Origin of the sequence: Desulfurobacterium atlanticum (genome assembly GCF_900188395.1) — a bacterium.
GTDB classification, from domain to species: domain Bacteria; phylum Aquificota; class Aquificia; order Desulfurobacteriales; family Desulfurobacteriaceae; genus Desulfurobacterium_A; species Desulfurobacterium_A atlanticum.
The window spans coordinates 1-26,580 of record NZ_FZOB01000014.1 but is presented as its reverse complement, the minus strand read 5'-3'; the positions used below and the strand labels follow the sequence as shown (position 1 = coordinate 26,580).

Here is a 26,580-nt window from a genome sequence, read left to right as displayed (position 1 = left end):
TTGCCCTCAGGATGACTTTCATCATCATTCTGAGGCTGCTTTGCAGCCGAAGAATCTCAATATCTTTTAGAGACAAATGAGAATTTTCAAACACCCTCAGATGGCGTTGCATCATTCCTGAACAGGAATATCCCCATTTAACCCAAAAGGCAAAGTTTTAAATGAAAAAATCGGGATTTAAATTCGCTAATTCTTGTTAAAACATTTAAAAATCAGTATCAGTATAAATTACATAGCTTGAAAATGAGTCAAAGCTTTCTGATAAATAGGAACTTTCGTTGGCTTTTTTTATCAAAACTGCCACGGCATCTTTATTTAAAATTGTTAAATTTTGAAGATATTCATGCTCTTTTATTGAAGGTTGAAATTCCCATTTTACATGACCGTCATTTTTTAAAAGGTATAGTTTGTCGTTAGTGAGAACGAATAGCTTTCCATCATCTTTAAACTCTATTTTTCCTATTCTTTCAATACTATCTTCTTTGCCTGGAGAAAATTTCCATTTTACAAATCCTTCAGAATCAATAGAGTAAACTGATAATGTATCTGTTGTATAAACAGTTCCATCATTTCCAAGTAGCATGTATTCCCAGGATGTACCAAAGTAATTACTCTTTGAGCTTTCTTCTTTAAACCTCCATTTCAGTAATCCATCAAAGTTAAGAGCATAAATCCCGTCATTAAAAGAAAGAAGATAAACGGTGTTATTTTTTCTATCTATTTCCAATTTTGTGGGAAGTTTTCCGTTTTCAATCTTAAACTGCCAGTTTACTCTACCTGTAGAATCTATAGAGTAAAGAAATTTTCTTGTGCATATATAAATTGTTTTCTTTTTATCCTTTTCAAGGATTTTAAAGTCAAATATTATATCTTCAGAAATTATTTGATCTCCGGTGAAAGAGATATGAAACTCAGGTTCTTGAAATTGTGGACTAAATTTCCATTTTAAGGAACCGTCAGGATTTACAGCATATAGTAATGTTTCAGTAACGACATAAAGAGTGCCTTCAGAATCGATTTCCAACTTTCTGATTTCTTCATCTTTATCGTGCTTAAACTTCCATTTAATAGAACCGTCTAAATTAAGTGCCAATGTTTGAAGAAATCTGCTTGAATAGTAAATTGTATCTTTAGTAACAATATAGAAAAAGAAATCTCTAAGAAGTTCTCTATTGTTTTTCCACTTAGGAGAACCATCTGGATTTATAGCAAAAGCATAGGAGCTTGGAAAAATATAGATTGTACCGTCATCACCAATACTTATTCTGGCTTTATCCTTAAAACAGGTCTCCCAATCAAAAATTTTAGAAATTTCAAGTTCATAAAAGTTATGTTGTTTTAACCTTTTAAAAAGATATTTAATATGTTCAGTATTTTTTGACGCAAACACATCTCCAATAATGGATTCAAGAGAATCTTTTTCATCTGGAAGTATTTTCTTTGTTAATTCTTCCAATTTCCGTTTAGAAAAAGATTTGCATTCTTTAAATACGATTTTTAACAGGACTTTCAGGTTTTCAGGATATTTGACTTTAAAAGAGCTATTAATATGCTCCAAAGGAAATTTCCATTTTAAAGTTTTAGCTTTATTTAAAGCATAAAGGAAATAACCATCAGAAGCATACAAAGTTCCATCTTTGTCCACTTTAAGATGTTTTAAAAATCTATCGTCCACTTCTTTTTCAAGGAAATCTTTTTTAATAAGAAGTGTTCTAAATGCAAGATTGATATCTTTGGACTTGAATTTTTCCTTTTCCGTGAAAGTTTCTGCTTCTAAGGTTAAAGATTCAAGTGTAACATTTTCCACCACTGATTCTTCTGCCACTATTTTTGTTTTATCCTTACCTTCCCCAATTAGATTTGAACGAATGTAAAGTTTATCAACTTTGAATATCCCTTCTGTCAGCCATATTTGGTCGGTTTTTTCTTTTAATAGTTTTTTAAATTCTTCAACAGATGTGGCTATGGAAGTTATTGTTTCATCACAGATGAAGTCAGCATTTTCTGTTCTGATATTTTTATTGGAAATAAATCTTCTTACCTTTAAGGTAGTATCTTGAATTTCAACTTGATGATTACCCGAAAAAAGAATGTCTATTTCAATAACAGTTTTATCTTTTCCTTCTCCTTTTATTTTTAAAGAAGATTTTAGTTTAATTAAACCGTCCAACTTATAGCTACCTTCTTTAAGAGCTATTTTTTCTTTTTTATTCTCTATCGCTTTTAAAATCTCTTCCGATAATGGCTTCATGTTAATATCCATCCTTTTTAATCAGGAATAAAACTGTTTTAGTAAAGAAATACACCTATCTGGAACAAGAAATCTAATATCTTTTTTCTCTTCAAGACGTTTTCTTATTTCGGTGGAGCTTATTTCAATCAATCTGCCGTCAAGAACAAATATATCGGCCTCGCTTAAAGAGTTTTTCTCTTTAACGGTTGAGAATTTAACAACTTTCTTTACACCTATTTCACCAAGCAGTTTGCTAATATCAATCTCTCTTCCGGGTCTTTTGACAACAATTATCTTTGCTATCTCAAGAATTTTCTCTGGAGATTTCCATAAATGTAAAGAGCTAAAGGAATCACCACCCATAATAAAGACAGGTTGTTTCCCTTTTATCCTTACATACTCTTTTAAAGTATCAACCGTGTAGGAGACTCCGTCTTTCCTGATTTCATAATCCCACACAGAGAAATATTCAATATCTGCTGTTGCTGTTTCAAGGAGCTTTAACCTTAAAGAGGAAGGAAGGGAAAGTTTACCTTTTAACGGCTGAATTTTAGCAGGAACAAAAACAATTTTGTCAAAGCCAAAAGATTCAAGGACATCCCGTGCAATTACGAGATGTCCTATGTGAACAGGATTAAAGCTTCCTCCAAAAAGAGCCTCTTTCATTTCTTACCTTTAAATTTTTTGTAAAGGGTTACAGGAACCCAGATGAAAATGTTTATAAGAAATACTGCAATTAAAAAAAGAAATATATAGTTAAATATCTGTTCTCTCATAAATTACTCCCTTACCTGACCATCACCAAAAATTATGTATTTTGGAATTGTTAAATCTTCAAGTCCCATAGGTCCTCTTACATGAATTTTATCTGTTGAAATTCCCATCTCCGCTCCAAGCCCAAACACATTTCCGTCTGTAAATCTTGTTGAAGCGTTTATGTAAACGGCAGCAGAGTCAACATCACTTAAAAATCTCATTCCATTTGTGTAATTTTCTGTAACGATTGCATCACTGTGGTGAGAACCGTAAGTGTTGATATGGTTTATAGCTTCTTCAAGAGAATCAACTATTCTAACAGCTAAAATAAGGTCAAGGTATTCGGCATACCAGTCCTCTTCTGTAGCTGGCTTGATATATTTACTGTCATAACTTCTTGCTCTTTCACAACCTCTCAGTTCAACTCCTGCTTTCTTAAATCTTCTTATCATCTCAGGCATGAAGCCGTCTGCTATTTCACTGTGAACAAGCATCGTTTCCATCGCGTTGCACACGCCAGGTCTTTGGACTTTAGCATTAAAGCAGATGTCCCACGCTTTCTCTAAATCTGCAAATTTATCAACATACACATGGCATACACCTTTATAGTGTTTTATAACAGGAATGCGGGAATTTTCAGCTACAAATCTTATGAGGCCTTCACCACCCCTTGGTATTATCACATCTATATATTCATCAAGCTGAACCATCTCTTTCACAACACTCCTATCTGTTGAATCAACAAACTGGATAGCTTCAGGAGGAAAACCTTCTATGTCAGCAGCTTCCTTTAAAATGTTAACAAGAATCCTGTTAGAATTTATAGCTTCCTTTCCACCTTTTAAGATTATTGCGTTTGAACTTTTTATGCAAAGGGATGCTGCCTCCACAGTAACATTTGGTCTTGACTCATATATTATTCCTACAACTCCAAGGGGAACTCTCATCTTACCTATTTTCAATCCGTTAGGCCGTTTCCACATTTTTATAACAGAACCAACAGGATCTTCCATTTTGGCAACATCGTAAAGAACATCAATCATTCCTTTAATTCTCTTGTCGTTAAGCAGGAGTCTGTCTATCATTGCTTTAGATAAACCTTTCTCTTCGGCTGTTTTTAAATCTTTCTCATTTTCCATTTTAATTAACGCTCTTTTTTCATCAATTAACTTTGCAGCAGTCAAGAGAGTTCTGTTTTTGATTTCTGTTGATATGCTTGTTAAGCCAAAGCTCACTTTCTTTGCTTTCTGTGCAATTTCTCTTATCTCCATTGATATCCTCCCTATAAAGTTTTAAATTAATTACAGCTATTTCTCACTGGAGGGATTTGTGAGGATTAAAATTTTACCATTATTGTTTGTAGTATCAACGGCAGTTTCTATTTCAGGATGTGTTAAGCAAACAGAAACAGTGATTCCAGCTAAACCAGAAAAATATCAAACGGAAGTGAAAAAAGAAAATGTTGCACCTGAGAAACCTTTAGAAAAGAAGCAATTGGTAAAGTCAAAAAAACCTGCAGAACCTTTAACTGTGAAGGTTCTTAAAAATTCAATTCACCAGTCTCCAAAATTTAAACTTACAGATTATGTTTTGAAAAAAGAGGTTGAAAATTTTAAAAAAGAAACGGGAGTTGAGGTTGTTCCTGTATATCCAATGTTTCCAGTTGAGATAAAAAATAGAAAGTTTGTTCTTTTTGAAGAACCTGACAAAGTCAGGATAGTTGTTAAAGACTCATACATTTTTGAAATTAACAGAGAAAATATTAAAAATACAAAGCTTCTTGATAGCTTAGCAAAAAATTTTGGGAAATATCTGATAGTAATCGCAACTTACTTTGATAATAGTGGCAGCGCGCAGTTTAATTCCTATATTACAGAAAAGAGGGCTGAAGTTATTAGAAGTTATTTGCAAAGACTTGGAATAAGCAGTGGTAATATACTTGCAAAAGGGTGCGGAGATAAGAATCCTATAGCACCAAACAGTTCTGTGGAAGGAAGAGCCTTGAATAGAAGAGTTGAGTTTTACATATATCCTCCTGAAGCAATAGTTGATAGGGTGTGTGAAGCAAGATGAAAAAGTTTTTTATTAAAACTTTTGGTTGTCAAATGAACGTAAATGATTCTGAAAAGATAGCCGGTATTCTGGCGGAAAATGGATATGTTAAAACCGATTCCATTGAAGAGGCAGATGTTATAGTTGTAAATACCTGTAGTGTAAGGGCAAAACCTGATAACAAAGCGTTTAGCTTTATAGGTGAGCTTAAAAAGATAAAAAAGAAAAAAACTGAAGCTGTTGTAGTTGTAACAGGATGTGTTCCTCAAAAGGATGCAGATTATATAGTGAATAAGTATCCTTACGTTGATATTCTTATGGGAACGTTCAATTTCTTTAAAGTTTCCGAGTTTCTTGAAAAAGCTATTAAAGGAGAAAAAGTTAAAGAGATAGTAAACCACTATTTTGAAGATGAAGGAAAAATAATCCCTTCAATCTCTCCATATCTTAACAATCCTTACATAGGGTATGTAACTATCCAGAGGGGTTGCAATAGGTTCTGCACTTACTGTATAGTGCCTTATGTAAGAGGCAGGGAAAGAAGTGTTCCGCCAGAAGAAATTCTTAAGGAAGTTCAAGGTCTTGCTGCCAGAGGAGTTAAAGAGATTCATCTTTTAGGTCAGAATGTTGATTTTTATAAATATGATAAATATACTCTGTCAGATATTCTTTATATGGTGGCTGAAGTTGATGGAATTGAAAGAATTAGATTTACAACATCTCATCCTGCAGGTTTTGATTATTCAATAGTTAAAGCTATTAAAGAAATTCCAAAGGTGTGTGAATATGTTCATCTTCCTCCTCAGAGCGGGTCAAACAGAATACTTGAAAAAATGAACAGAGGTTATACACGGGAAGAGTATCTTGAAAAAATAGATATGCTCAAAACAGAAGTACCTGATATAGCTATTTCAGGGGACTTTATAGTTGGATTTCCGGGTGAAACTGAGAAAGATTTTGAAGAAACAGTAAGCCTGATAGAGAGTGTCAAATACGACCAGGCATTTGTTTTCGAGTATTCTCCAAGACCTTTGACAAAAGCCTTTAAGTTTAAAGATGATGTTTCAAAAGAGGAAAAAAACAGAAGGCTCAGAATAATTAACGAAATTCTCAAAAAACAAGCTCTTAAGAAAAATGAAAAACTTAAAGGGGAAGATGTTGAAATTCTTGTTGAAGGGATAAGTTCCAACAATCCTGATAAGTTAACAGGAAGAACAAGAACAAACAAAATTGCAATTATAGATAGAGATGATTCTTTAATAGGTAAACTGATAACGGTTGAGATAGATGAAGTTACGCCATTTTATTTAATCGGGAAAATAAAACAACCTGCAGGAGTGTAGAGATGGTAGAGGTATCGGTTATAAGTGTCACACATGACAAGTTTACTGGTCTGCCGATGATAATTCTTGGAAATACAGATGAAAACTTTGCAATACCCATCTGGATAGGAGATTATGAAGCTGAGCTTCTCGAAAACTGCTTACTTGGAGCTGTTCCACCACGACCTTTCCCTTATGACCTCATCTGTAATGTAATAGCATCTCTTGATGGTGAAGTGGAAAAGGTTGTTATTAATCAGTTTGATAAAGGGATTTATTTTGCTTCTATATTTATAAAAAGAAAAGATGGGGAAATTGTTAAAATTGATGCCCGACCGAGTGATTCTATAAACATAGCAGTTAGAACAGGAGCTCCTATATTCGTTACGAAAGAGATAATTGAAAAAGCATGTTTAATCAAGCTAAAAGAAGAGAACTCTCCATACTCTCCACAGCAGAAGAGAGAGCTTGAGAAACTTCTAAAATACATATTTGATGAGGAAGAGTAATGGCTGTAATGGAAATTTCAGTTGTTCCTGTAGGAACAGGAAATCCGTGTGTAAGTGAGTTTGTATCTTATGCCTATAAAATTTTAAAAGAGGAAGGATACAACTTTCAGCTAACTGCTATGGGGGTAATTGTCCAGGGAGACGTGGAAGAATTAATGGCTCTTGCTCTTAAAATTCATAAACGCCCTTTTGAAAAAGGTGCATTAAGGGTGATGACAACAATAAGAATAGATGAGAGAAGGGATGTGAATTTAACCATGGATAAAAAGGTAAAAAAACTTAAAGAAAATCTATAACTACTCTAATCTAATTTGGAAATTCTATACTTTAATCCTTAACAATCTTTACTAATTTTCAGCACCAAATTACTATCATTCTGGCAACTTCAAAACTTTTTAAGGAGGTTGCCAGAATGCGATCGAAAAAATTTTATATTCCTGTCTTATTGTCAGGTCTTATCTTAGTTGGAAGCTGTGGCGGTGGAAGTGATACTTCAACAACTACTACCGAAACTTCTGAAAATTTTAAAGTTACTTTCGTCCACATGAACGACATTCATTCCCACCTCGATGAAGAAAGTTTCAGCCTTTATCTAAATGGCACAAAAACCTATGTGGAAATGGGGGGACTTCCAAGAGCAATAGCAAAAATAAAAGAATTGAGAGAAACTTCTCCAAATGCTGTTGTTTTAAATGCAGGGGATACAATTGTAGGTTCTCTTTACTATGTTTTATTTAAAGGAAATGCAACAGCAGAACTTTTAAACCTGATTGACTGGGATGCAATAACTATTGGAAATCATGAATTTGATGATGGAAATGAAGGGTTAAAAAGTTACCTTGATAAGCTTAACGCAACAGTAGTAAGTGCCAACATAGTACCTCAAGAAAGTAGCGTGTTGAATGGTTACTGGAAGCCCTACAAAATTGTTGAAAGGAATGGAGAAAAAATAGGAATTATCGGTATTGGGTATGCTCAAAAAACCCACGATTCCTCAAATCCCGGTGACGACATTGATTTCCTTGATGAAAAAGAAACTGCAGAAAAATATATAGAAGAATTAAAAGAACAAGGGATAAATAAAATAGTTCTTGTCAGTCACTTTGGTATGGAAAATGATATAAATCTTGCAAAAGAGCTTGATGATGTTGATGTAATTATTGATGGAGACTCTCACTCTTTACTTGGAAATTATACAGATTATGGATTATCTTCTCAATTTAATTCTTATCCGATTGTGATTGAAAGGGAAGACGGAACTAAAGCATGTATAGCTTCCGCATGGCAGTATTCTTATGCTGTTGGAAAACTGGATGTCGAGTTTGATAGAGAAGGAAAAGTTATTCAATGTTCCGGTACTGATACCATCCTACTTGGAGATACTTTCTTACAGAAAGATGCTGATGGAAATAAAACTGAAGTGGATAACGAAACCAGAGCAAAGATAATAGAAATAATAAATAATAGTAATGGAAAGTTGGAAATTGTTGATCCTGATCCTACGGCTCAAGCTGTTCTTGATAAGTATTCCCAGCAGATTAATGAGCTTAAAAACTTAACAATAGGAGTTTCAAAAGAATTTTTAGGGCACAATAGAATTCCAGGAGATAAGTACGACGGAGTAAGTGAATTAAATGAACACGGAAGCGAGATAGCTCCATTAGTTGCTAAATCTTTCTATGAGAAAGTTGACGATGCCGATCTTGCTATTCAAAATGCCGGCGGTGTAAGAATAGCTATAGATGAGGGAAATATTACCGTAGGTGAAGTTTATGATTTACTACCTTTCAGCAATACCCTTTATACACTTGAAATGACAGGTGCTGAAATTAAGCAGGTGCTTGAAGATGCAATTACAAACTTTGAAGACAATGGCGGTTCCACAGGTTCATTCCCTTATGCCTATGGAATAAGATATGAAGTTGACTTATCCCAACCTAAAAACCAGAGAATTTCAAATCTTGAAATAATGGATAGAGTTACCGGAGAATGGCAAGCGATAGATGAAAGCAAAATGTATAAGGTTGTAACAAACAGTTATATTGCAAGTGGAAAAGACGGATATATAACTTTTGGTGAAGTGTTGTCTGAAAGAGGTGGAACAGATACATATTTTGGATACGCTGAGACATTTATAGATTACATTAAAGCACTTAATGCTGAAGGAAAAGAACTTGAGGCACTTCCATTAGAAGAAAAACCAATACAAAAGTTTACTGGTGACACATTAAAACTCCTTTCCACAATCAACGGTACTGAAAGCAGTAGTGAAATTAATGCTTATGATGCTGATACTAAAAGACTCTTTGTAACAAACGGTGCAAATGATACTCTTGACATTTTTGATGTTTCAAACATCACATCTCCTACTTTAATAAAAAGTATAGACATTACAGCTTACGGTGATGGAATAAATTCAGTAGCTGTTAAAAACGGGAAAGTTGCGGTAGCTATTGAAGTTGTCGATGCTACAGATGATTCAAAGCAGGAAAGAGGGAAAATTGTAATTTTTGATGTTGATGGAAACTTCAAAAAAGAGATAGAAGTAGGTTATCTACCTGATATGGTAACTTTTAATGAGGATGGAAGTAAAATTATTGTTGCCAACGAAGGAGAACCAAACGACGATTATACTTTTGATCCTGAGGGAACTGTTGGAATAATTAACACATCAGATTATAGCTACACAGAATTAGATTTTGGAAATATTACTTTAACACCAGCAGATGACGGAACACCTGTAAGGCTCGGAGGAACACCAAGTGATAATCAAACAAAAGACCTTGAGCCTGAGTATGTAGCAGTAAGTGGGAATTACGCTTATGTTACATTACAGGAAAATAATGCTATAGCAAAGATAGACCTTGGAAATCTTGCGATTGATTATGTTAAGTCACTTGGTAGAAAAAGCTATACACCTGGTAATTACACAATAGATATTGAAGAAAACGGCAAAATAGAGATGAAAAACTTCAATGGATTATTTGCACTTTACCAACCGGATGGAATAGCTACTTACATTGTTGATGGGAAAACTTATCTTGTTACCGCCAACGAAGGAGACGGTAGAGATTATGATGGATATTCTGATGAAGAAAAAATAAAAAAAATCGATTTAGACAGCTCAATAGCAGCCGATTATGAAGACGATAACGACCTGAAAGTGATGACCGATCTTGGAGATACTGATAATGATGGAGAATACGAAGAGCTTTACGCTTTTGGCGGAAGAAGCTTCGCTATCTGGGATGAAAGCGGAAATCTTGTCTGGGATAGCGGTGATGAGTTAAGCAAAATAGTTAAAGCGAAGGAGCCTGAACTGTTCAACCATGACGATGGAGAAATGGATGGAAGAAGTGGAAATAAAGGTGTTGAACCTGAAGGAGTTGCTATAGGAGAGATAAACGGCAAAATATACGCATTTATAGCTCTTGAAAGACAGTGTTCAATAGTTGTTTACGATATCTCTGACCCTGAAAATCCTCAATTTGTTTATTATCTACCTGAGTTTACAAAAGGTAACAAAGCACCGGAAGGAATAACTTTTGTGCCTGCTGATAAATCTCCAAACGGAAAGCCTTTACTTATAGTATCTTTTGAAGAAAGTGGAACAACAGCTATATATGAAGTTAATATAGAAACTGAATAAATTTTTTTTGGAGCCCATTTCGGGCTCCAATCTCTAAAATTTCAGAAAAAAATCTCTACTTGACTTACATCTTGCACATCTTAACTTTAATTAAATCATAAGTTCTGGAGTGTCTTAATGATAAATATTAGAGAAACATTGCTCCTTGCATTTAAAACATCTATTTTCATAATAAAGCTGATCTTCCCCCTTTACATACTTGCAGATGTGCTTTTCTATTTTAACATCCTAAATAAGATATCTTTTATATTTGAACCTGTAACAGGAATTTTACACCTTCCACCTGAAAGCGCAGTAGGTATAGCTGCAGGAATGCTTTTTAACATCTATGCAGCTGTTGCCTTCCTTGCACCTTTAAATCTCTCACCATATCAATGGACCATTATAGGAGTTTTTCTTGGAATAGCTCATGCTATATTAATTGAATCTGCAATTATGAAAAAGTTGGAAATTTCTGTGTTCTACTCTATAGCTTTGAGAGTTTTTACTGCTTTTATAGGTGCTTTACTTGTTACTTTTATCCCGTTTAGTTTTTCTTCTAACATAAATACAAATTCAGCTATAGAGCTTTCAAGATTTAATAGTTTTAGTAAAATGATAGTATCTTCAATAACAAAAGCAACAACGCTATCTTTTAAAATAGTTGTCCTAATTTCTATAATTATTTTCTTTATAAACTTTTCTAAGTCTTTACCTTTCATAAAAAAATATCAGGAAAAGGTGAACACATCATTCCCCATATTTATAGGTCTTTTTCTCGGTATAACCTATGGAGCTGGAATTTTAATAAGTGAGTTTCGATCGGGAAACTTAAAAAGTAAGAATATCTTTTTTGTAGCAACATTTCTTTTAATATCCCATGCAATAATTGAAGATCCTGCTCTTTTTATGCTTTTTGGAGCCAACGGATTTGTTATGATAGGAATCAGGGTAATACTTGCGATAACTGTTTCATTTTTTCTTACGATTTTGTATGAAAAATTTTTTACTGAATCTAAACTTTACGGGCAAAAATAAGGAATGCTGTGTGAGCAGGCATTCTGTCCTCTGGCCTTAATCTTTCTGGAACTGTTTTATAATGTCTTAATAAAATTTCAAGAACCTCAATATCTATAAAAGAAAGTTCTTCAAGTTTTTTTAGAGTTTCTATAATTTGATTTACAGTAGGAATAAGAATTCCAAGCATTCTACCTTTTTTAAGAGCGCTATAGGCATGATGAAGATAAAGCCACGGTTCTCTTACATCAAGAAAAACAGCATCCGCATCATCTTCGTCAAAACCTTCAGAAATGTCTCTGTGCTTTATTTCAACTCTATCAAGAAAACCTAATTTATTCAGATTTGAAGTTGCATTTTTGATAAATTCTTCTCTTTTTTCATAGGAAATAACCTTTCCTGAAGGACCAACAATATGAGCAAATATGGCTGTCATTGCACCACTTCCGACGCCACTTTCAATAATTTTATCTCCAGGCTTCACATCAAGACGTAAAGCTATATAGGCAGCATCTTTCGGGTAAACTATCTGGGTTAGTCTGTTAAGTTTATACATTATAAAATCGTAAAGGGTTGCAGGTAAGATAAGGTAAGGATATCCTTTGTGGGTTTTCACTTCGCTACCATATTCAATACCTATTACATCTTTGGTTTCTATAACTCCGTTTTCTGTTCCAAATTTCGGAGTAATAGAAAGATTTATAAAATACTTTTTGTTTTTCTCTCTATCATAAAAAATAACAGTATCTGTGGGTTTCACTGTATTGTTCATCTTATTGCCACATTCTCCTTATCTGCATTATAAGCAACAATTATAAGCACCTGACCTTTATAAACATATTTCCCTTTAATTCTATTAATCACTTTCATGGTTTTTATATCTGTACCAAATTTTCTGGCAATTTTTGTAACTTTTTCCGTTTTATAAGGTCTATAAATGAAGATTTTTGCGTCCTTTGCCTTTGCAAGAAATGTCCTGTTTCTGATGGCAAAAGAGGGAATGTAAACATACCTGTGTGGATAAACAACTCCTGAACGGTATTGTTTGTTATATGTTTTAAGAAGGGAGTATTTCACTTTTAACTTACGTGAAATGGTATATAAACTTGTTTTGGAGAGAATCTTTATTTTTAAAAGCTCACGTTCATTCTTTGCAACTTTTATTTTTCCAGAATTTATAAGATGAGCAACAGCGTAAAATTTAGGAACGTAATTGAGAGTTTCATCAGGAAGTTTAGCCAGATCCCAGAAAGAATTTGTGTTATATTTCTTTAAAAGCCTGTTTATCTTCCCCGGTCCCGCATTATAGGCGGCTATTGCAAGATCCCATCTTCCAAAAATTTTATAAAGGTTTTTAAGGTATTTTACAGCCGCTTTTGTTGATTTTTCTATGTCAAAACGCTCATCTATGTATCTGTTCACTCTGAGCCCATAAAGTCTTGCCGTTCTTGGCATAAGCTGCCACAATCCTGCTGCCCCTGCTCTTGACACAGCAGCTGGGTTTCCATTGCTTTCTATAATAGGAAGATATGCAAGGATTTCAGGAACTCCTTCCTCCTTAATAACAGGTAATACATAAGGGAGAAACATCTCATATCTTTTAATTTGCTGAACGAGCTTCAATCTATTCATTCCATTATTGTAATACTGCAACCAGAACTGAACTCCAGGTTCATTCCATGGAATATCAAGAACAGACGAAGAACTACTTTCCCTTATCTCAACACCAAACTGGTCTTTTAAAAGTGCAAATGACTCTTTTTTTACAACTGAATTGATATCTACAGCAATTGCTGAAGAAGAAAGCAATAAAGAGAAAATTGTCGCAGCTATGTATTTATGCATTATTGAGGACCTCTTCAGGCATATCAAAGTTTGAATATACCTCCTGAACATCATCAAGATCTTCAAGATGTTCAAGCAGTTTCAAAACTTTTTGTGCCGTTTCACCTTCCACCCTTGTTGTGGTTTGAGGTATAAGGTCAAGTTTGGCTTCCTCTATTTTTATCCCGGCCTCTTCCAGCGCTTTTTTAACAGTTTCAAGGTCTGATGGCTGTGTGTAAATGATAAATGTGCCATCTTCAGCAACAAAATCTTCAGCTCCTGCATCTATGGCAACCATCATTACAGATTCTTCATCCTGCCCTTCAGCTGAAACCGTGATAACGCCTTTTCTCTCAAACATCCATGATACACATCCAGAAGTTCCAAGATTTCCACCATGTTTTGAGAATGCATGCCTTACTTCAGAAGCTGTTCTATTTCTGTTGTCGGTTAAACACTTAACTATGATTGCTACTCCCCCGGGACCGTATCCCTCATAGGTTACTTCCTCATAGGTTTCTCCAGCTATCTCGCCTGTTCCTCTTTTGATAGCTCTTTCTATATTTTCCTTTGGCATGTTAAATTTTTTTGCTTTCTCAATAGCGGTTCTAAGTCTCGGATTAAACTCAGGGTCACCACCACCTTCTCTTGCTGCAACTGTTATCTCACGGGCAAGTTTTGTATAGATTTTTCCTCTTTTCGCATCCTGCGCAGCTTTTTTATGTTTAATATTTGCCCATTTGGAATGTCCAGCCATTTTGAAACCTCCTTGATTTCTGATGAAATAAATATGGTTAGAGGTTACACAAAATCAAGGCTCTATACCGGTAACAACAAGTTTACCGTGTTTAACTCCCTTCTGGCTTATTATCCTATCTGCAAGTGCTCTGATTTCACTTGCTTTTCCCTTAACAACAATTGTTTCCATACAATGATGATGGTCTATATGAACGTGAAGAGAGGAAACTATATTGTTCATATGGTCATGTTCTATATCAGTAAGTTTATCCTCAAGCTCTTTCTGGTGGTGGTCAAAAACAATAGTAATAGTTCCGAAAACTTCCTTATCCTCTCCTACAGATTCCTCTATTAAAGCATTTCTTATAAGATCCCTGACAGCTTCTGAACGACTTACGTATCCCTTTTTTTCTATGTATTCATCAAATCTCTCAAGGAGCTTTTCATCTATTGAAATACCAAACCTAACAATTCCAGCCATTTCCAGCTGCCTCCGTTAAATAACTTTCCAGTTTCTTATTTTCCAGTTGACACCGAGTTTTTTTGCAAATTGAATAAATGCATTTTTGTCAAAGTCTTCTATATCAACGGCGGAAATGACAACTTCAAATCCAGCTTTTTTCGCATCTTGAATGAATTTTAACACACTTTCAAAACTTCCTTTTCCAAAAGACGGCCTGACAATTTTGTAATACTCTTCAGGAGTGGAAGCGTTAATACTGATATTAAAGGAATCCACCAGACCTTTTAGTTTGTCAAGAATTTTTTTATCATTTGTAATCAGATATCCAAGTCCGTTGGTATTTACTCTTACCTTTTTTGCCCCCATCTTTTTTATCCATTCTGCAATCTTACAAAGGGCATCAAATCTCTCAAAAGGCTCTCCATAACCGCAAAATACTAACTCATCGTAAATTCCTGGATTTTTAATTCTATACATATACTCTTCCGCTATCGGTTCTCTATCAAGGTTAAGGTTATAACCAAGCACATAATCTTCTTTTCCCCTGAAACAGAAAGTGCAGTGACATGGACATTTTGTTGTAAGGTTGATATAAAGAGTATTCCTAACTTTATAAACAAGTTTTGGAGATTTTTCCTCTTTTGTCATTGGAAGGTTAAAAATTCTCTTAGCGTTTACAGTTGTTATACGGTCAACATCTGAAAAGTTAAGTCCAAGGTATTCGGCTATAGTTTTGATCGTATAGGCCACATAAACAGGATGGTTTCTCTTTCCTCTGAATTTTTGTGGAGAAAGGTAAGGGGCATCGGTTTCAACAAGAAGTCTTGATGATGGAACATTCTTTAGCGTCTCTCTTAAAAATTCATTCTTAGGATAGGTTACAGGGCCAGCATAAGAGATAAAAAATCCGTGTTTCAAAGCGGTTTCAAGCAGTTCCTTATCACCGTTAAAGCAGTGAATTATTCCTTTCACTCCTTCCATTTCAGTTTTGATAAATTCTGACATTTCAGTAGAAGCTTCTCTTGTATGAATTACAATCGGTTTTTCAAACTCTCTTGCAAGTTCAATCTGTAATCTAAAAATCTCTTCCTGCTTTTCTTTCGGAGACAGATTTCTGTAAAAATCAAGTCCTGCTTCTCCTACGGCAACAGTTTTCTCATGTTGTAAAAGATTCTTCAAACTTTCTTTAATATTTAAATCATAATTGACTGCATCGTGAGGATGAATTCCAGCAGTACCGTAAATTTTATAATTGGAATCTGCTAAAGCCAAAGCTTTCTTACTGTCTTCAAAATTGCAACCTACAGTAACAACCGCATCAAGTTTCTGGTTGCATTCTTCTATTATTTTATCTCTATCTTTATCATACTGTGGAAAATGAAGATGAGCATGTGTATCTATCAAGAATTACCTCCTTTTTACAATCCCAGAAAGCTTCATCTCTTCCTTTAACCTTTTCAGAAGAGCTTTAGCTTCATCCTGAGTAAGCATCTGGGTTTTAACCCTGTAGTAACCTTTCCACCTATCTACAGTGGCTGGAATACCTTTCTGAGATAGTTTTTTAACAAGTTTCTTTGCATTTACCTCACTTCTAAAGATTCCAACCTGAATAAAGTAATTCTTTTTGGTAGAAACTTTTTCTGTTTTCACGGAAGGTTTATTAATCTGTTTTTCCTCTTTCTTTGCTATTTCAGCTTGCTTTTCTGCACTGTTTTGTTTCTTTTCAGAAGTTTCCGGTTTCACTGTTTTAACTTCAGTGGTTGCTTCTTTTTCTGTTTGAGTCTTCTTCTCTTCAGACTTTTTTTCTTCAGGTTTTGCATTAACAACGACCACTTTTTCTTCAGGCTTTGGCCTTGATAGGGGAGTTAAAGAAGCAATAGTTTTAAGAAGCTTTTTCTTTTCAATTTCAAACTCCTTTTTTGCTTCTGAATACCCTGTATCTCTTCCTACATAAAAACCAACACCGTAGGATGCTGTTAATAAAACAACAGCCGCTCCCATCAAAATGTAGTAAAGCTTTTTGTTCCCCTCCATTTTTACATCCTCCTTGGAGCATTAACGTTTAATATATCAAGTCCTATTTTTATAACTCTTTTCACAGCTTTAACAATATAAAGCCTTGCAGAAGAAAGTTCCGGATTGTCATTATCTATAACTCTGTTTTTGTTGTAATATTTATGAAATGAAGATGCAAGGTCAATAAGATAGTATGGAAGAAGGTGAGGTTCTCTTTTCACCGCTGCATTTTCAAGAGTTGTTTTTAAGCCGTAACATTTGATTATCAGGTCAAACTCATCATCTTTTATAAGCCCAAGATGATCTTCTGAAGGAGATAGACCGGCTTCAGATGCCTTATCAAGGATGCTGGATATTCTCGCGTGAGCATACTGCACATAATAGACGGGATTTTCGCTTTTTTCTGAAACTGCAAGGTCAATATCAAAATCAAGCGGTGTATCGTGTCTTTTTGTAAGAAAGAAAAACCTTACAGCATCTACCCCAACTTCTTCAATAAGCCAGTCAAGAGTGACAAAATTTCCGGCTCTTTTTGACATTTTAACTTCTTTTCCATGTTTAAACAGTTTAACAAGCTGAACCAATATAACTTCAAGCCAGTCTGCCGACTGTCCGAGAGCTTCAATTGCAGCTTTCACTCTTGGAATATAGCCATGATGGTCCGCTCCCCATATATCTATTCCTTTATCGTATCCTCGCTCTATTTTGTCGTAGTGGTATGCAATATCTGAAGCGAAATAGGTGTATTCTCCATTTGAACGCTTAACAACCCTGTCTTTATCATCTCCAAAAAGAGAAGTTTTAAGCCATAGTGCTCCATCTTTTTCGTAAACAAGTCCCTTATCCTGAAGTTTTCTAAGAACTTCATCAACTTTCCCAGAACTGTATAAACTTTTTTCACTATACCATCTGTCAAATTCAACCTTAAGTTTACTGAGCGTTTCTTTTATCTCTTTAAGTAAAGTTTCTTTTGCGTAGTTTGCAATAATCTCAATCGCCTTATCTTCTTCCATATCAATAAGTTCAGGATGAGCTAACATAAGTTCTTTTGCTATCTCAACAATATATTCTCCACGATATGCATCTTCTGGTAGAGTAAGTTTTCTTCCTGCAAGTTCTTGCATTCTATAATAAACAGAGATACCAAGAAGTTTTATCTGTCTTCCTGCATCGTTAATGTAAAACTCCCTCTCCACTTTATAGCCTGCTATTTCCATAATCTTTGAAAGCACATCTCCCACAACTGCTCCCCTTCCGTGTCCTACGTGCAGGGGACCTGTTGGGTTTGCAGAAACATACTCAAGAAGGATTTTTTCCCCTTTACCAATATCAGACAGATAAAATTCTGTATTTACAATTTTCTTTAAGAGCTCTATATAGAACTCTTTTGAAAGAAAAAGATTTATAAATCCAGAACCTGCAACTTCAACTTTCTCAAATTCTGGATTTTCTGAAAGCTTTGCTGCAATTTCCTGTGCAATATCTTTAGGTGCTTTTTTAAGCTCTTTCGCAAGAAGAAAAGCAATATTTGTAGCCACATCTCCAAACTCTTTTCTTTTTGGCGGTTCAAAAGATGCCTTATTTAAAACTTCAAATTCCTTTCCGTATATATCTTTTAAAGCTGTCTGCACCTTTCTTTTTATTGTTTCCTTCATACATCGCTCCTTGACTTTAAACTTGTCGTAAATATTCTATTTTATTGCGGAGAGATATTCAAACATATTTATTAAAATTAGCACTACAGGTGTAGAATATAAGGAAGAAATAAAATGAGAAAATTTAAATTAACCTACAGGAAACTTTTGAAAGACGATAAGGTGAAATTTTATATAGAAAGAGCAGATTTCTTTCTTCAAAATATGGGATACACATACCACGGTCTTAAACATGTTGTATGGGTTGCAGGAAAGGCAAGAGAAATTCTTAAAAAACTTGGCTACTCAGAAAAAGAAACAGAGCTTGCTGGAATAGCAGGGCTTTTACACGATATAGGAAATATAGTTTCAAGACATAATCACGCTCAGTCGGGAGCACTTCTTGCATATCAGCTGCTTAAAAGATACAAAGAGCTAACAGAAGAAGAATTAACAGAGCTAATGTATGCAATAGGAAACCATGAATCTGACACCGGAGTGCCTGTAACACCTGTAGCTGCAGCTGTGGTTATTGCCGATAAGTGCCATGTAACAAGGAACAGAGTAAGAAACAGAGACCATTTAAGAGAAGATATTCATGATAGAGTTAATTATGCTGTGTATTACAACAATATAGAAATAGACAGAAATGAGAGAATTATAAAGCTTGTTATAAAGATGGATACAGAAATTTCGGATATTCTTGAATTTTTCAATATTTTCAATGAAAGAATGAAAATGTGTAAAACTGCCAGCAAAGTTTTAAACTGCCAGTTTAGAATAAAAATAAATGATACTGACCTTTAATGTTTTTAAATCAGAGAATCTGCAATAGCTTCTGCCTGCTTTAAAACTGTTTCTGTGGCAAGAGCCTGCATATCAGGTGGATAGCCGTATTTTCTAAGTGTCCTTTTAACTATAACCCTGAGCTTTGCCCTTGCATTCTCCCTTATCGTCCAATCAATGGATGTATTTTTTCTTACCTTTTCAAAGAGAACAACCGCAAGCTCTCTCAGCTTCTCTTTTCCCATAACTTCCTTTGCACTTTCATTGTTAGCAATAGCACAATAAAAAGCGTATTCATAATCTGTAAGTCCAAGCTCCGCCGGTTCTTTCTCACTCTCTTTTATCTCTTTTGCAAGTTCTATAAGTTCTTCAATAACTTCTGCAGCTGTCAGCAATCTATTGTTATACTTTTTTATAAGAGAATCAAGAGACTCCATCAGGGAGCGGCTCTTAACAAGGTTTATTTTCATTTTTCCTTTTATTTCATTATTTATGAGTTTTTTAAGCACTTCTATTGCAACGTTCTTGTATTTAATCGCTCTTACTTCTTCAAGAAACTCATCAGAAAGGATTGATATATCAGGTTTCTTAAGTCCTGCGGCATCAAAAATATCTATTACGTCAGTGGAAACTATAGCTTTATCAATTATCTGCTTTACAGCTGTTCCTATCTGTTCAGGTGTTTTTCCGTATTCTCCCGATGTGAATTTTATAAGCCTTGACTTAACAGCCTGAAAGAAAGCAACTTCCTCCTTTATTTTAAGAGCTTCAGGATGCGGAATCGCAATTGCAAAAGCTTTTGAAAGAGCAGTTACTGCATCAATAAACCGCTTTTTGCCATTCTCAAGGCCAAGAATAAAATCCTCTGCTTCAAGGATAATGTTTAGCTTTTCTTTTGTACCAGATTTAAAGTATCTTTCATAATCAAATCCAAAGAGCATGTCTCTTACAACTTCCATCTTTTCAAGCATTATCTTTACAGCTTCTTCCTGTAATTTTGCTGGATCTCCTTTCCCTCCACTTTCAGCATAAAAAGAAAGAGCCTCTTTTAAATCAGCAGCTATCCCAAGATAATCAACAATTAAACCACCTTCTTTGTCTTTATAAACCCTGTTGACTCTTGCTATTGCCTGCATCAGGGTGTGTCCCTTCATCGGTTTATCAATATACATGGTATGAAGGCATGGCACATCAAAGCCAGTAAGCCACATATCAACAACTATTACCAATTTTAATTCATCCTCAGGATCTTTAAATCTATCTGCGAGAATTCTTCTCTGTTCTTTTGTCAGGTGAAATCTTGAAATTTCCGGCTCATCAGAAGGAGCAGTTGTCATCACAACTTTTATAAATCCTTTTTTAAGGTCGTCGCTGTGCCAGGCTGGGCGAAGTTTAACTATTTCGTTGTAAAGCCTTACGGCAATTTTTCTTGTCATCGCTACAATCATACCTTTGCCGTCCATTGCTTCAAGACGCTGTTCAAAATGGTTCACAATGTCTTCTGCAATCTTTTTTATTCTTTCTTTACTTCCTATAAGAGCTTCAAGTTTCATCCGTTTTGCTTTTATTTTTTCTAAATCTGATAAGTCCTGCTCTTCAAGTTCTTTTTCAAACTTTTCAATCAGTTTTTTTCCCTCTTTAGTAAGCTCAACCTTTGCCAACCGGCTTTCATAATAGATCGGGACAGTTACTCCATCTTCTACAGCATGAGAAATATCGTAAATATCAATGTAATTTCCAAAAACTGCCGGAGTGTTTTTATCTGTTTTCTCAATAGGTGTTCCTGTGAAAGCTATATAGGTTGCGTTTGGCAGGGCATCTCTCAAATATTTGGCAAAACCGTAGGATATATCTCCTGTTTCTTTATCTATTTTTGCCTTGAATCCATACTGCGTTCTGTGAGCTTCATCAACAATAACAACAATATTTCTCCGCTCTGATAAGGTTTCATAAACATTCCCATCATCAGGCCAGAATTTTTGAATGGTAGTAAAAACCACTCCTCCGGCATCCACTTTTAAAAGTTCTTTCAGGTGCTCTCTGCTTTCTGCCTGTATCGGTTCCTGCCTTAAAGCCTGAGTTGCAGCTGCAAAAGTGCCAAATAGCTGGTCGTCAAGGTCGTTCCTATCTGTAATCACAACAACTGTAGGATTGTCCATTATCTGAATAATTTTAGCTGTATAAAACAACATAGAAAGGGATTTTCCTGACCCCCTGCGTGTGCCATACAACCCCTGCTTTTCTATCTCCTTCAGGTTGAGTTTTTACATCGGGAAGGCCGTAGGATGCCGGACTTTCTTTTAAAAGATTATTCCCTTTACTGTTATTTGCTGTTCTGAGTGTTGATTTTATAGCTTTATTTACAGCATAGTATTGATGATATGCGGCTATTTTTTTTGTTATCGTAACGGTTGCCTGTCCTTTCTCATCTTCTTTTTTTGATTTGTCAAAAACAACAAAAAATCTGATGGAGTCAAGAAGGGTATTTTTATTTAAAAGTCCCTTTATTAAAACCTCAAACTGTCCCATGAGATTTGATGCTTCTCTCTTACCGTCAACAGATTTCCACGCCATAAACCTATCAAATCCGGCGGATAGACTTCCAGCTCTCGCCTCAAGTCCATCTGAGATAATTAAAATTTCATTGTAGTTAAATAGGGAAGGTATTGCCTGCTTATACGTTTGAATCTGATTATACGCTGATTTAATGGTTGCATTTTCATCTGCTGGATTTTTAAGCTCCATTACAACAATGGGAATGCCATTTAAGAAAAGAACAATATCGGCCGCTTATTTACATTGTTTTCAATTACAGTAAATTGATTAACAACCAAAAAATCATTATTCTCAGGATTTTCAAAATCAACAAGCCAGACATAATCCCCTCTTTCTTCTCCATTCTTTTGATAGCTGACCCTTACCCCTTCTGTAAGCATACGGTGAAAGGCTTCATTGTTGGAAATTAATTCAGGAAAATTAAGATTTTTTACCTGCTTTACTGCATCATCTATTGCAGATTCAGGTATATTCGGATTTATAATTTTTAGCGCCTTCTTTAACCTGCTTTCTAAAATAACATCTTCAAAAGATTTCCTTTCAGGTCTAACTCCATCAGGGGCAATATCAGGCCCAAAAGCATAATCCCAGCCCTGGGATTTAAGAAGGTCTATGGCAAAATTTTCAATGGAGTTTTCGTTCAGGTCAGGCATAACATTCACCATCCTCAGATTCCATTTATGAAATTTTATCAAATGCTAAATAAAAGTTATCCACAGTTTAATATAAAAATCCAAACAGATATAAGGGAATAGTTCCCTCTTCTCCGTAGAGAATATCGTCTTTTACAAGGAAACCGCTTTGTTTTGCTTTTTTTATCTGTCTTCTCCCTTTGTTTTTTCCTCCAATTTCAAAGTAGAAGTCATCTACTATGAAGTCTCCGATTTCTTTGCTGTATTTTATACTGGAATTGCTGTTTTTTAATTGATTTGTAAAAACGATTTCTCGCAAATTTCCTGTATTCACAGGGTTTCTTATCTCTTCATTTATAGCGTTATAAAGAGCTCCGTTTTCAATGTAAATTTTTCTGGGGGTTCTTATCATGACAGAAGAACTTCCTTCTTTATAAATCAAGTTTAAAAGTCTGGCATCTGTTAGTTTTGAGATAAAACTCATAATAGTTTTATTATCTTTTTTTAAATTTCTGCTCAGACTGTTTATGGAAATTTCGCCGGGAGGTATAGTTGCTATAAAGTAGATAAGTTTTTTTAAAACTATAAGATTTTCGGTATTTAGATTTGTCACTTCAACTATATCTTCATAAATCACTTTTTCATACATGTTAACTATTTTAGAAACAACCGTTTTTGGATTTTCAAAATATATAGGATAGTAACCATAGCGGCAGTATTCATGGAAATCCAGAAGAATCTTATCGTTTTCTGCAATCTCAAAAGCTATGTCTTTATAATTCTTTATAATTTCATTTAAAGAGTAAGGTTTATAGTTTTCTCCGTATTTAATATTTAAAAACTCTCTAAAAGAAAGCCCATTTAAAAAGTAAGTGATACACCTTCTGGAAAGGTCATACTTTGATTTCTGGATGTTAATACTTGAACTGCCTGAAAAAACAATTTTTATATCGTTATAAAAATCGTAGATGTTCTTTATTTCCTGCTGCCAGTTCTGATATTTATGTATTTCGTCCAGAAAGAAATTTCTTATCCCGTATCGGGTGTAAAGATTTTCAACAACATCAATCAACCTGTTATCAAGGAAAAAGATATGGTCAAGACTAAGATAAACAGTTTCTGAAGGTTTGCATTTTTCTTTGATAATTTGAAGCATTAGAGTTGTTTTACCTGTTCCTCTTGCTCCTAATATGGCGATTAATCTGTTATTAAGGTCAAATTTTTCGTAAAGATATCTTTTAGTTTTGATACTGTTATTTTCTATCTTTCTTCTTGATAGCTTTAGCAGGAATTCCATCTATACCTCCAAAAAATATGACTCTACTCCAGTATCATAAGGGAATATAGGATATTTCTGGAGTGAAGTCCAGATTTTCGGCTAAAAATCTGGAATAGAGTCTAAAGATGGAGATGGAAATAGATTCCCCTTCCGTTTTTCATACTTTCACCCTTACTTTTCCACTCATCAGTTTTGGCAGGAGTGTATCCCGCAGTTTTTCCAATGTACGGATTTGGTTTTTGTTTGATTGAATTTTCATAAAATAAGGTTTAACGATTTTATTAAATTTCTCCAAAGTCTCTTTATCAGGCTTTAATATCATTATTTGTCTTACCCCTTCATTATTTATATCAGGTTGAACTGTTCCGCTAACATAAGAATCTTTTATTTCCTGAAACTCTTCTGATAATATAAAACACCAAATATAATAATGACTTAATTCAGTCGTCTTTAATCCAGTAAATCCAGTTGATAGAATAATATTATCAATATCTGAATAATCATCAAACATAAGTAGTTTCCTTACACCACCTTTTTTAGCAAACCAAACCGAAAATTCTACTGGTTGCATATTTGCTCTTGAAGGTCTTTTATAATATGTAATGCATTCACCACCTTGAATTTTAGTATCATTAACGTCACCAGTGGCAAGATAAATTTTTATACCGTCAAATTTCTTAATTCCACTTTTAATTATTTTGGCAAGTTCACTATCCCCTAAAGAAACTTCCTCCCAATCCTCTTTTGCCTCTTCAATAAACCACTGGCGAAAGAGGGTTTCTGCCATTTTTTCAAGGGTTTTGTTCTGGCGGTGGAGAAGGTCTATTTTATCATCTAACGACGAAAGCACCGATGCGATGGCTTTTTGCTCGGGGAGCGGAGGGAGAAGGATTTCATGATTTTTAACAACCTCTGTTTGAACTCTTTGTCTCCCAGAACTACCTGTCATAGACTTTATAGCTGTCTCTCTAAAAACTGGAGAGAGAGCTAAGTAATAAACAAATTTTTTATCAGTTATACCTTTTTTATTTCTTAAAACAATAAATTCCGTAGAACCGAAACCTATTTCATCTGCTTTTAAAATGTCAACAAAAGCAGTTTTTCCATTTTCTAAACTCGGTGTTATTCTTGCCACCAGTGTGTCTCCATTTCTAAATTTTACACCTCCTTTATATTCTTCTAAATAAAAAAACTGAATTTTTCTTGTAAAAGGGGACAAAGCTTCCATCGGTATTTTTTTTGCAAAATGTCCTTTTAATAGCTTTTCTTTAGGATTAAACCACACTACCTCACCGAGTTTCACTTTTTTCCAGCCTTTTGGTATCTTTTCACCCATCATACTCTCCTACTTTCTCCCCATTTTCAAACAACTTAAAGTCGGAAATTCCATTTTCATTAAATTCAAGATATAATCCAAGATTGTAGCGCAATTGCTCTGTAAATGCTTTTAATTTTTGAAAATCAAAATTTCTTTCATTTTCATTAACATTTACTGATTTTTTAACTTCTATCACCAGCAAATTATTATCATTATTTCCCCTTCTATGAATTATTATGTCGGGATATACAGTCTTTTGAGTTGTATCGGAAATAATTATTCCTTCGTCTGCCGGAAGATTTAATGTCTTTTTTATATACTCATTGTTTTTCATCATTCTGTTATATTCACAATCAACATCGTAATCGTGAAAATAATTTTGCAAATACAAAGCCAATTTGTGTGTAAGAGCTCTTTCATTAATGTCATTTTGAAGTAAAAACTTCTCTTTATGGAGAAATTCTAAAAGAGCTTTTATAATATCAGATGCTCTATTAAAAATACTATTTTTTAGCTTCAATTCAAGTTGTTCAAAGATTTCTTTCATTTTATAATATCCCCCAACTTCACTCTTTTCCATCCCTTCGGCACTTTATCGGTCATTGCTTTTCTCCTTTTTTACTTTTGTTTCAGCAGCTTTTAATACTTCCTCTTCCGTTTTCTTTGTTATTTCAGGATTCTCAAGTAAATAAAGAAGAATTTCTTTTTCTTTTATTGTTAATCGGTCGTAATCGGTCGCAACTGGTTTTTCAAGTTCTACATAATTAACTTTTTTAAATGTAACTCTAAAAGCAAAACCGGGCTCAGAGCATTCCATTTTTATTTTCCTTCAGGTTGCTCTAATATTTTTTCAAGCTTCACTATCCTGCTCCTTCTGTGGAATCTCTATTCTCTCTAAACTTTCAAGTATCAGTTTATTCAGTCTCTCTTCTTCCTTTAACTGTTCCATGAATTCAGCTTTTAGCTTTGTAAATCTTTCTTCAAAATCAAAATCATCATCCTCTTCAGGAAGACCAACATACCGGCCGGGAGTTAAAACATAGTCAAGCTCTCTAACATCTTCAATTTTTACAGATTTACAGAAGCCTTTTATATCTTCATAAGTTTCATCTCCTTTTTGCCATTTGTGGTAGGTGTCAGCAATCTTTTTTATGTCTTCTTCTGTTAAAACCCTTGTTCTTCTGTTTATGAGTTTTCCCATATCTCTGGCATCTATGAAAAGAATTTCACCTTTACGGGTAGTTTTGTTTTTACGGATAAACCATAAAGAGGCTGGAATCTGGGTGTTTAAAAACAACTTGGACGGAAGATTTACGATACAGTCAATCAGGTCATCTTCTATTATGTTTTTCCTTATCTCATATTCGGCTGTTTGTTTTGTAGTAAGAGCTCCTTTTGCAAGAACAAAGCCGGCTTTTCCATGAGGAGCAAGATGAAATATAAAATGCTGAATCCATGCGTAGTTTGCATTACTGACAGGAGGCACTCCATACTTCCATCTGACATCTTTTCGTAATAAATCACCACTCCAGTCACTATCGTTAAATGGCGGATTTGCCATGACAAAATCAGCTTTCAGGTCTTTATGAGCATCATTAAGGAATGAACCTTCAGAATTCCATTTTACCTGTGAAGAGTCAATGCTTCTTATGGCAAGGTTCCTGCATAGGTATACACATACTCCCCACCCACACCAAAGGAAAAAGGCTGCCCACCTGGTAGTTAAAATATTAAGAGCACTAAACATTCAAATTTTCAGAAAACCAAAACCACTACCAGGAGGACAACCATGCAGCTAAATATAAACCTATACCACG

Annotated in this window: 21 protein-coding genes and 2 pseudogenes; 7 read left to right on the top strand and 16 right to left on the bottom strand. The window is 34.6% G+C overall.

Annotated features, from left to right (window positions below):
• Positions 1–205 precede the first annotated feature (205 nt).
• From CHB58_RS08105 to CHB58_RS08095, 3 genes are all read right to left on the bottom strand, one after another.
• On the bottom strand, positions 206–2,251 hold the full coding sequence (locus CHB58_RS08105; protein WP_089323605.1) for a PQQ-binding-like beta-propeller repeat protein: 2,046 nt from the start codon (positions 2,249–2,251) through the stop codon (positions 206–208).
• Positions 2,252–2,272: 21 nt separating this feature from the next.
• Positions 2,273–2,899: a nicotinate-nucleotide adenylyltransferase gene (nadD, locus tag CHB58_RS08100; protein WP_089323604.1), complete on the bottom strand. Its 627-nt coding sequence runs from the start codon at positions 2,897–2,899 to the stop codon at positions 2,273–2,275.
• A gap of 113 nt (positions 2,900–3,012) precedes the next feature.
• On the bottom strand, positions 3,013–4,260 hold the full coding sequence (locus CHB58_RS08095) for a glutamate-5-semialdehyde dehydrogenase (RefSeq protein ID WP_089323603.1): 1,248 nt from the start codon (positions 4,258–4,260) through the stop codon (positions 3,013–3,015).
• A 58-nt stretch (positions 4,261–4,318) separates the two neighbouring features.
• Here CHB58_RS08095 and CHB58_RS08090 point away from each other — a divergent pair, with 58 nt between their 5' ends.
• The 6 genes from CHB58_RS08090 to CHB58_RS08065 all read left to right on the top strand — a co-directional run bounded on the left by CHB58_RS08090 (position 4,319) and on the right by CHB58_RS08065 (position 11,538).
• Complete coding sequence (locus tag CHB58_RS08090; protein WP_089323602.1) at positions 4,319–5,062, top strand: OmpA family protein; 744 nt, start codon at positions 4,319–4,321, stop codon at positions 5,060–5,062.
• The gene (gene miaB / locus CHB58_RS08085; RefSeq protein ID WP_089323601.1) at positions 5,059–6,384 is read left to right on the top strand and encodes a tRNA (N6-isopentenyl adenosine(37)-C2)-methylthiotransferase MiaB; all 1,326 of its coding nucleotides are present in this window, start codon (positions 5,059–5,061) and stop codon (positions 6,382–6,384) included. The genes CHB58_RS08090 and miaB overlap by 4 nt, the downstream gene beginning before the upstream one ends.
• Positions 6,385–6,386: 2 nt before the next feature.
• Positions 6,387–6,872, top strand: coding sequence for a bifunctional nuclease family protein (locus tag CHB58_RS08080; RefSeq protein WP_089323600.1), 486 nt, complete (start codon positions 6,387–6,389; stop codon positions 6,870–6,872).
• A complete protein-coding gene (locus CHB58_RS08075) occupies positions 6,872–7,168 on the top strand; it encodes an MTH1187 family thiamine-binding protein (protein ID WP_089323599.1) in 297 nt (98 codons plus the stop codon). The genes CHB58_RS08080 and CHB58_RS08075 overlap by 1 nt, the downstream gene beginning before the upstream one ends.
• Positions 7,169–7,284: 116 nt before the next feature.
• Positions 7,285–10,521, top strand: coding sequence for an NAD nucleotidase (nadN, locus tag CHB58_RS08070; RefSeq protein ID WP_089323598.1), 3,237 nt, complete (start codon positions 7,285–7,287; stop codon positions 10,519–10,521).
• A 117-nt stretch (positions 10,522–10,638) separates the two neighbouring features.
• A complete protein-coding gene (locus CHB58_RS08065) occupies positions 10,639–11,538 on the top strand; it encodes a hypothetical protein (RefSeq protein ID WP_219350106.1) in 900 nt (299 codons plus the stop codon).
• Here the strand turns inward: CHB58_RS08065 and CHB58_RS08060 are convergent.
• From CHB58_RS08060 to argS, 7 genes are read right to left on the bottom strand one after another with little or no spacing between them, the layout of a single operon-like run.
• Entirely contained in the window at positions 11,516–12,289 is a 774-nt protein-coding gene (locus CHB58_RS08060; RefSeq protein WP_089323597.1) for a tRNA (adenine-N1)-methyltransferase, read from the bottom strand. The genes CHB58_RS08065 and CHB58_RS08060 overlap by 23 nt on opposite strands.
• Complete coding sequence (locus CHB58_RS08055) at positions 12,286–13,362, bottom strand: lytic transglycosylase domain-containing protein (RefSeq protein ID WP_180706461.1); 1,077 nt, start codon at positions 13,360–13,362, stop codon at positions 12,286–12,288. Before CHB58_RS08055 ends, CHB58_RS08060 begins: the two co-directional genes overlap by 4 nt.
• The gene (locus CHB58_RS08050) at positions 13,355–14,098 is read right to left on the bottom strand and encodes a YebC/PmpR family DNA-binding transcriptional regulator (RefSeq protein WP_089323595.1); all 744 of its coding nucleotides are present in this window, start codon (positions 14,096–14,098) and stop codon (positions 13,355–13,357) included. Before CHB58_RS08050 ends, CHB58_RS08055 begins: the two co-directional genes overlap by 8 nt.
• A 54-nt stretch (positions 14,099–14,152) precedes the next feature.
• Complete coding sequence (nikR, locus tag CHB58_RS08045) at positions 14,153–14,560, bottom strand: nickel-responsive transcriptional regulator NikR (RefSeq protein WP_089323594.1); 408 nt, start codon at positions 14,558–14,560, stop codon at positions 14,153–14,155.
• A 15-nt stretch (positions 14,561–14,575) separates the two neighbouring features.
• On the bottom strand, positions 14,576–15,946 hold the full coding sequence (locus tag CHB58_RS08040) for a TatD family hydrolase (RefSeq protein ID WP_089323593.1): 1,371 nt from the start codon (positions 15,944–15,946) through the stop codon (positions 14,576–14,578).
• 3 nt (positions 15,947–15,949) lie between these two features.
• Positions 15,950–16,576, bottom strand: coding sequence for an SPOR domain-containing protein (locus CHB58_RS08035; protein ID WP_089323592.1), 627 nt, complete (start codon positions 16,574–16,576; stop codon positions 15,950–15,952).
• Between the two features lie 2 nt (positions 16,577–16,578).
• Positions 16,579–18,213 carry an arginine--tRNA ligase gene (argS, locus tag CHB58_RS08030; protein WP_089323591.1) on the bottom strand — a complete coding sequence of 545 codons (1,635 nt, stop codon included), beginning with the start codon at positions 18,211–18,213 and terminating at the stop codon, positions 16,579–16,581.
• A 114-nt stretch (positions 18,214–18,327) separates the two neighbouring features.
• On the opposite strand from argS, the gene CHB58_RS08025 reads away from it, so the two are divergent.
• A complete protein-coding gene (locus tag CHB58_RS08025; RefSeq protein ID WP_089323590.1) occupies positions 18,328–18,999 on the top strand; it encodes an HD domain-containing protein in 672 nt (223 codons plus the stop codon).
• Positions 19,000–19,004: 5 nt separating this feature from the next.
• Here CHB58_RS08025 and CHB58_RS08020 read toward each other — a convergent pair.
• The 6 genes and pseudogenes from CHB58_RS08020 to CHB58_RS07995 form a co-directional block, all read right to left on the bottom strand.
• Positions 19,005–22,187, bottom strand: a pseudogene (locus CHB58_RS08020) (type I restriction endonuclease subunit R).
• A gap of 67 nt (positions 22,188–22,254) precedes the next feature.
• Positions 22,255–23,463, bottom strand: coding sequence for an ATP-binding protein (locus CHB58_RS08015; protein WP_089323589.1), 1,209 nt, complete (start codon positions 23,461–23,463; stop codon positions 22,255–22,257).
• 139 nt (positions 23,464–23,602) lie between these two features.
• Positions 23,603–24,781 (bottom strand): restriction endonuclease subunit S, encoded by a 1,179-nt coding sequence (locus CHB58_RS08010; RefSeq protein WP_089323588.1) that lies wholly within the window; start codon positions 24,779–24,781, stop codon positions 23,603–23,605.
• Entirely contained in the window at positions 24,774–25,343 is a 570-nt protein-coding gene (locus CHB58_RS08005) for a hypothetical protein (protein ID WP_089323587.1), read from the bottom strand. Before CHB58_RS08005 ends, CHB58_RS08010 begins: the two co-directional genes overlap by 8 nt.
• Positions 25,344–25,355: 12 nt before the next feature.
• Positions 25,356–25,580, bottom strand: coding sequence for a hypothetical protein (locus tag CHB58_RS08000; protein ID WP_089323586.1), 225 nt, complete (start codon positions 25,578–25,580; stop codon positions 25,356–25,358).
• 33 nt (positions 25,581–25,613) lie between these two features.
• Positions 25,614–26,432 (bottom strand): annotated as a pseudogene (locus tag CHB58_RS07995) (N-6 DNA methylase); the annotation flags it as partial.
• Between the last annotated feature and the right edge of the window lie 148 nt (positions 26,433–26,580).

What these genes read in the sequence shown, in the direction of transcription:
- CHB58_RS08065 (WP_219350106.1), top strand. Translation starts at nt 10,639, where the DNA reads ATGATAAATATTAGAGAAACATTGCTCCTTGCATTTAAAACATCTATT.
- CHB58_RS08015 (WP_089323589.1), bottom strand. Translation starts at nt 23,463, where the DNA reads ATGGAATTCCTGCTAAAGCTATCAAGAAGAAAGATAGAAAATAACAGT.
- CHB58_RS08095 (WP_089323603.1), bottom strand. Translation starts at nt 4,260, where the DNA reads ATGGAGATAAGAGAAATTGCACAGAAAGCAAAGAAAGTGAGCTTTGGC.
- CHB58_RS08060 (WP_089323597.1), bottom strand. Translation starts at nt 12,289, where the DNA reads ATGAACAATACAGTGAAACCCACAGATACTGTTATTTTTTATGATAGA.
- nikR (WP_089323594.1), bottom strand. Translation starts at nt 14,560, where the DNA reads ATGGCTGGAATTGTTAGGTTTGGTATTTCAATAGATGAAAAGCTCCTT.
- nadD (WP_089323604.1), bottom strand. Translation starts at nt 2,899, where the DNA reads ATGAAAGAGGCTCTTTTTGGAGGAAGCTTTAATCCTGTTCACATAGGA.
- CHB58_RS08035 (WP_089323592.1), bottom strand. Translation starts at nt 16,576, where the DNA reads ATGGAGGGGAACAAAAAGCTTTACTACATTTTGATGGGAGCGGCTGTT.
- CHB58_RS08005 (WP_089323587.1), bottom strand. Translation starts at nt 25,343, where the DNA reads ATGGAAAAGAGTGAAGTTGGGGGATATTATAAAATGAAAGAAATCTTT.
- argS (WP_089323591.1), bottom strand. Translation starts at nt 18,213, where the DNA reads ATGAAGGAAACAATAAAAAGAAAGGTGCAGACAGCTTTAAAAGATATA.
- CHB58_RS08000 (WP_089323586.1), bottom strand. Translation starts at nt 25,580, where the DNA reads ATGGAATGCTCTGAGCCCGGTTTTGCTTTTAGAGTTACATTTAAAAAA.
- CHB58_RS08050 (WP_089323595.1), bottom strand. Translation starts at nt 14,098, where the DNA reads ATGGCTGGACATTCCAAATGGGCAAATATTAAACATAAAAAAGCTGCG.
- nadN (WP_089323598.1), top strand. Translation starts at nt 7,285, where the DNA reads ATGCGATCGAAAAAATTTTATATTCCTGTCTTATTGTCAGGTCTTATC.
- CHB58_RS08105 (WP_089323605.1), bottom strand. Translation starts at nt 2,251, where the DNA reads ATGAAGCCATTATCGGAAGAGATTTTAAAAGCGATAGAGAATAAAAAA.
- CHB58_RS08010 (WP_089323588.1), bottom strand. Translation starts at nt 24,781, where the DNA reads ATGGGTGAAAAGATACCAAAAGGCTGGAAAAAAGTGAAACTCGGTGAG.
- CHB58_RS08055 (WP_180706461.1), bottom strand. Translation starts at nt 13,362, where the DNA reads ATGCATAAATACATAGCTGCGACAATTTTCTCTTTATTGCTTTCTTCT.
- CHB58_RS08075 (WP_089323599.1), top strand. Translation starts at nt 6,872, where the DNA reads ATGGCTGTAATGGAAATTTCAGTTGTTCCTGTAGGAACAGGAAATCCG.
- CHB58_RS08025 (WP_089323590.1), top strand. Translation starts at nt 18,328, where the DNA reads ATGAGAAAATTTAAATTAACCTACAGGAAACTTTTGAAAGACGATAAG.
- CHB58_RS08080 (WP_089323600.1), top strand. Translation starts at nt 6,387, where the DNA reads ATGGTAGAGGTATCGGTTATAAGTGTCACACATGACAAGTTTACTGGT.
- miaB (WP_089323601.1), top strand. Translation starts at nt 5,059, where the DNA reads ATGAAAAAGTTTTTTATTAAAACTTTTGGTTGTCAAATGAACGTAAAT.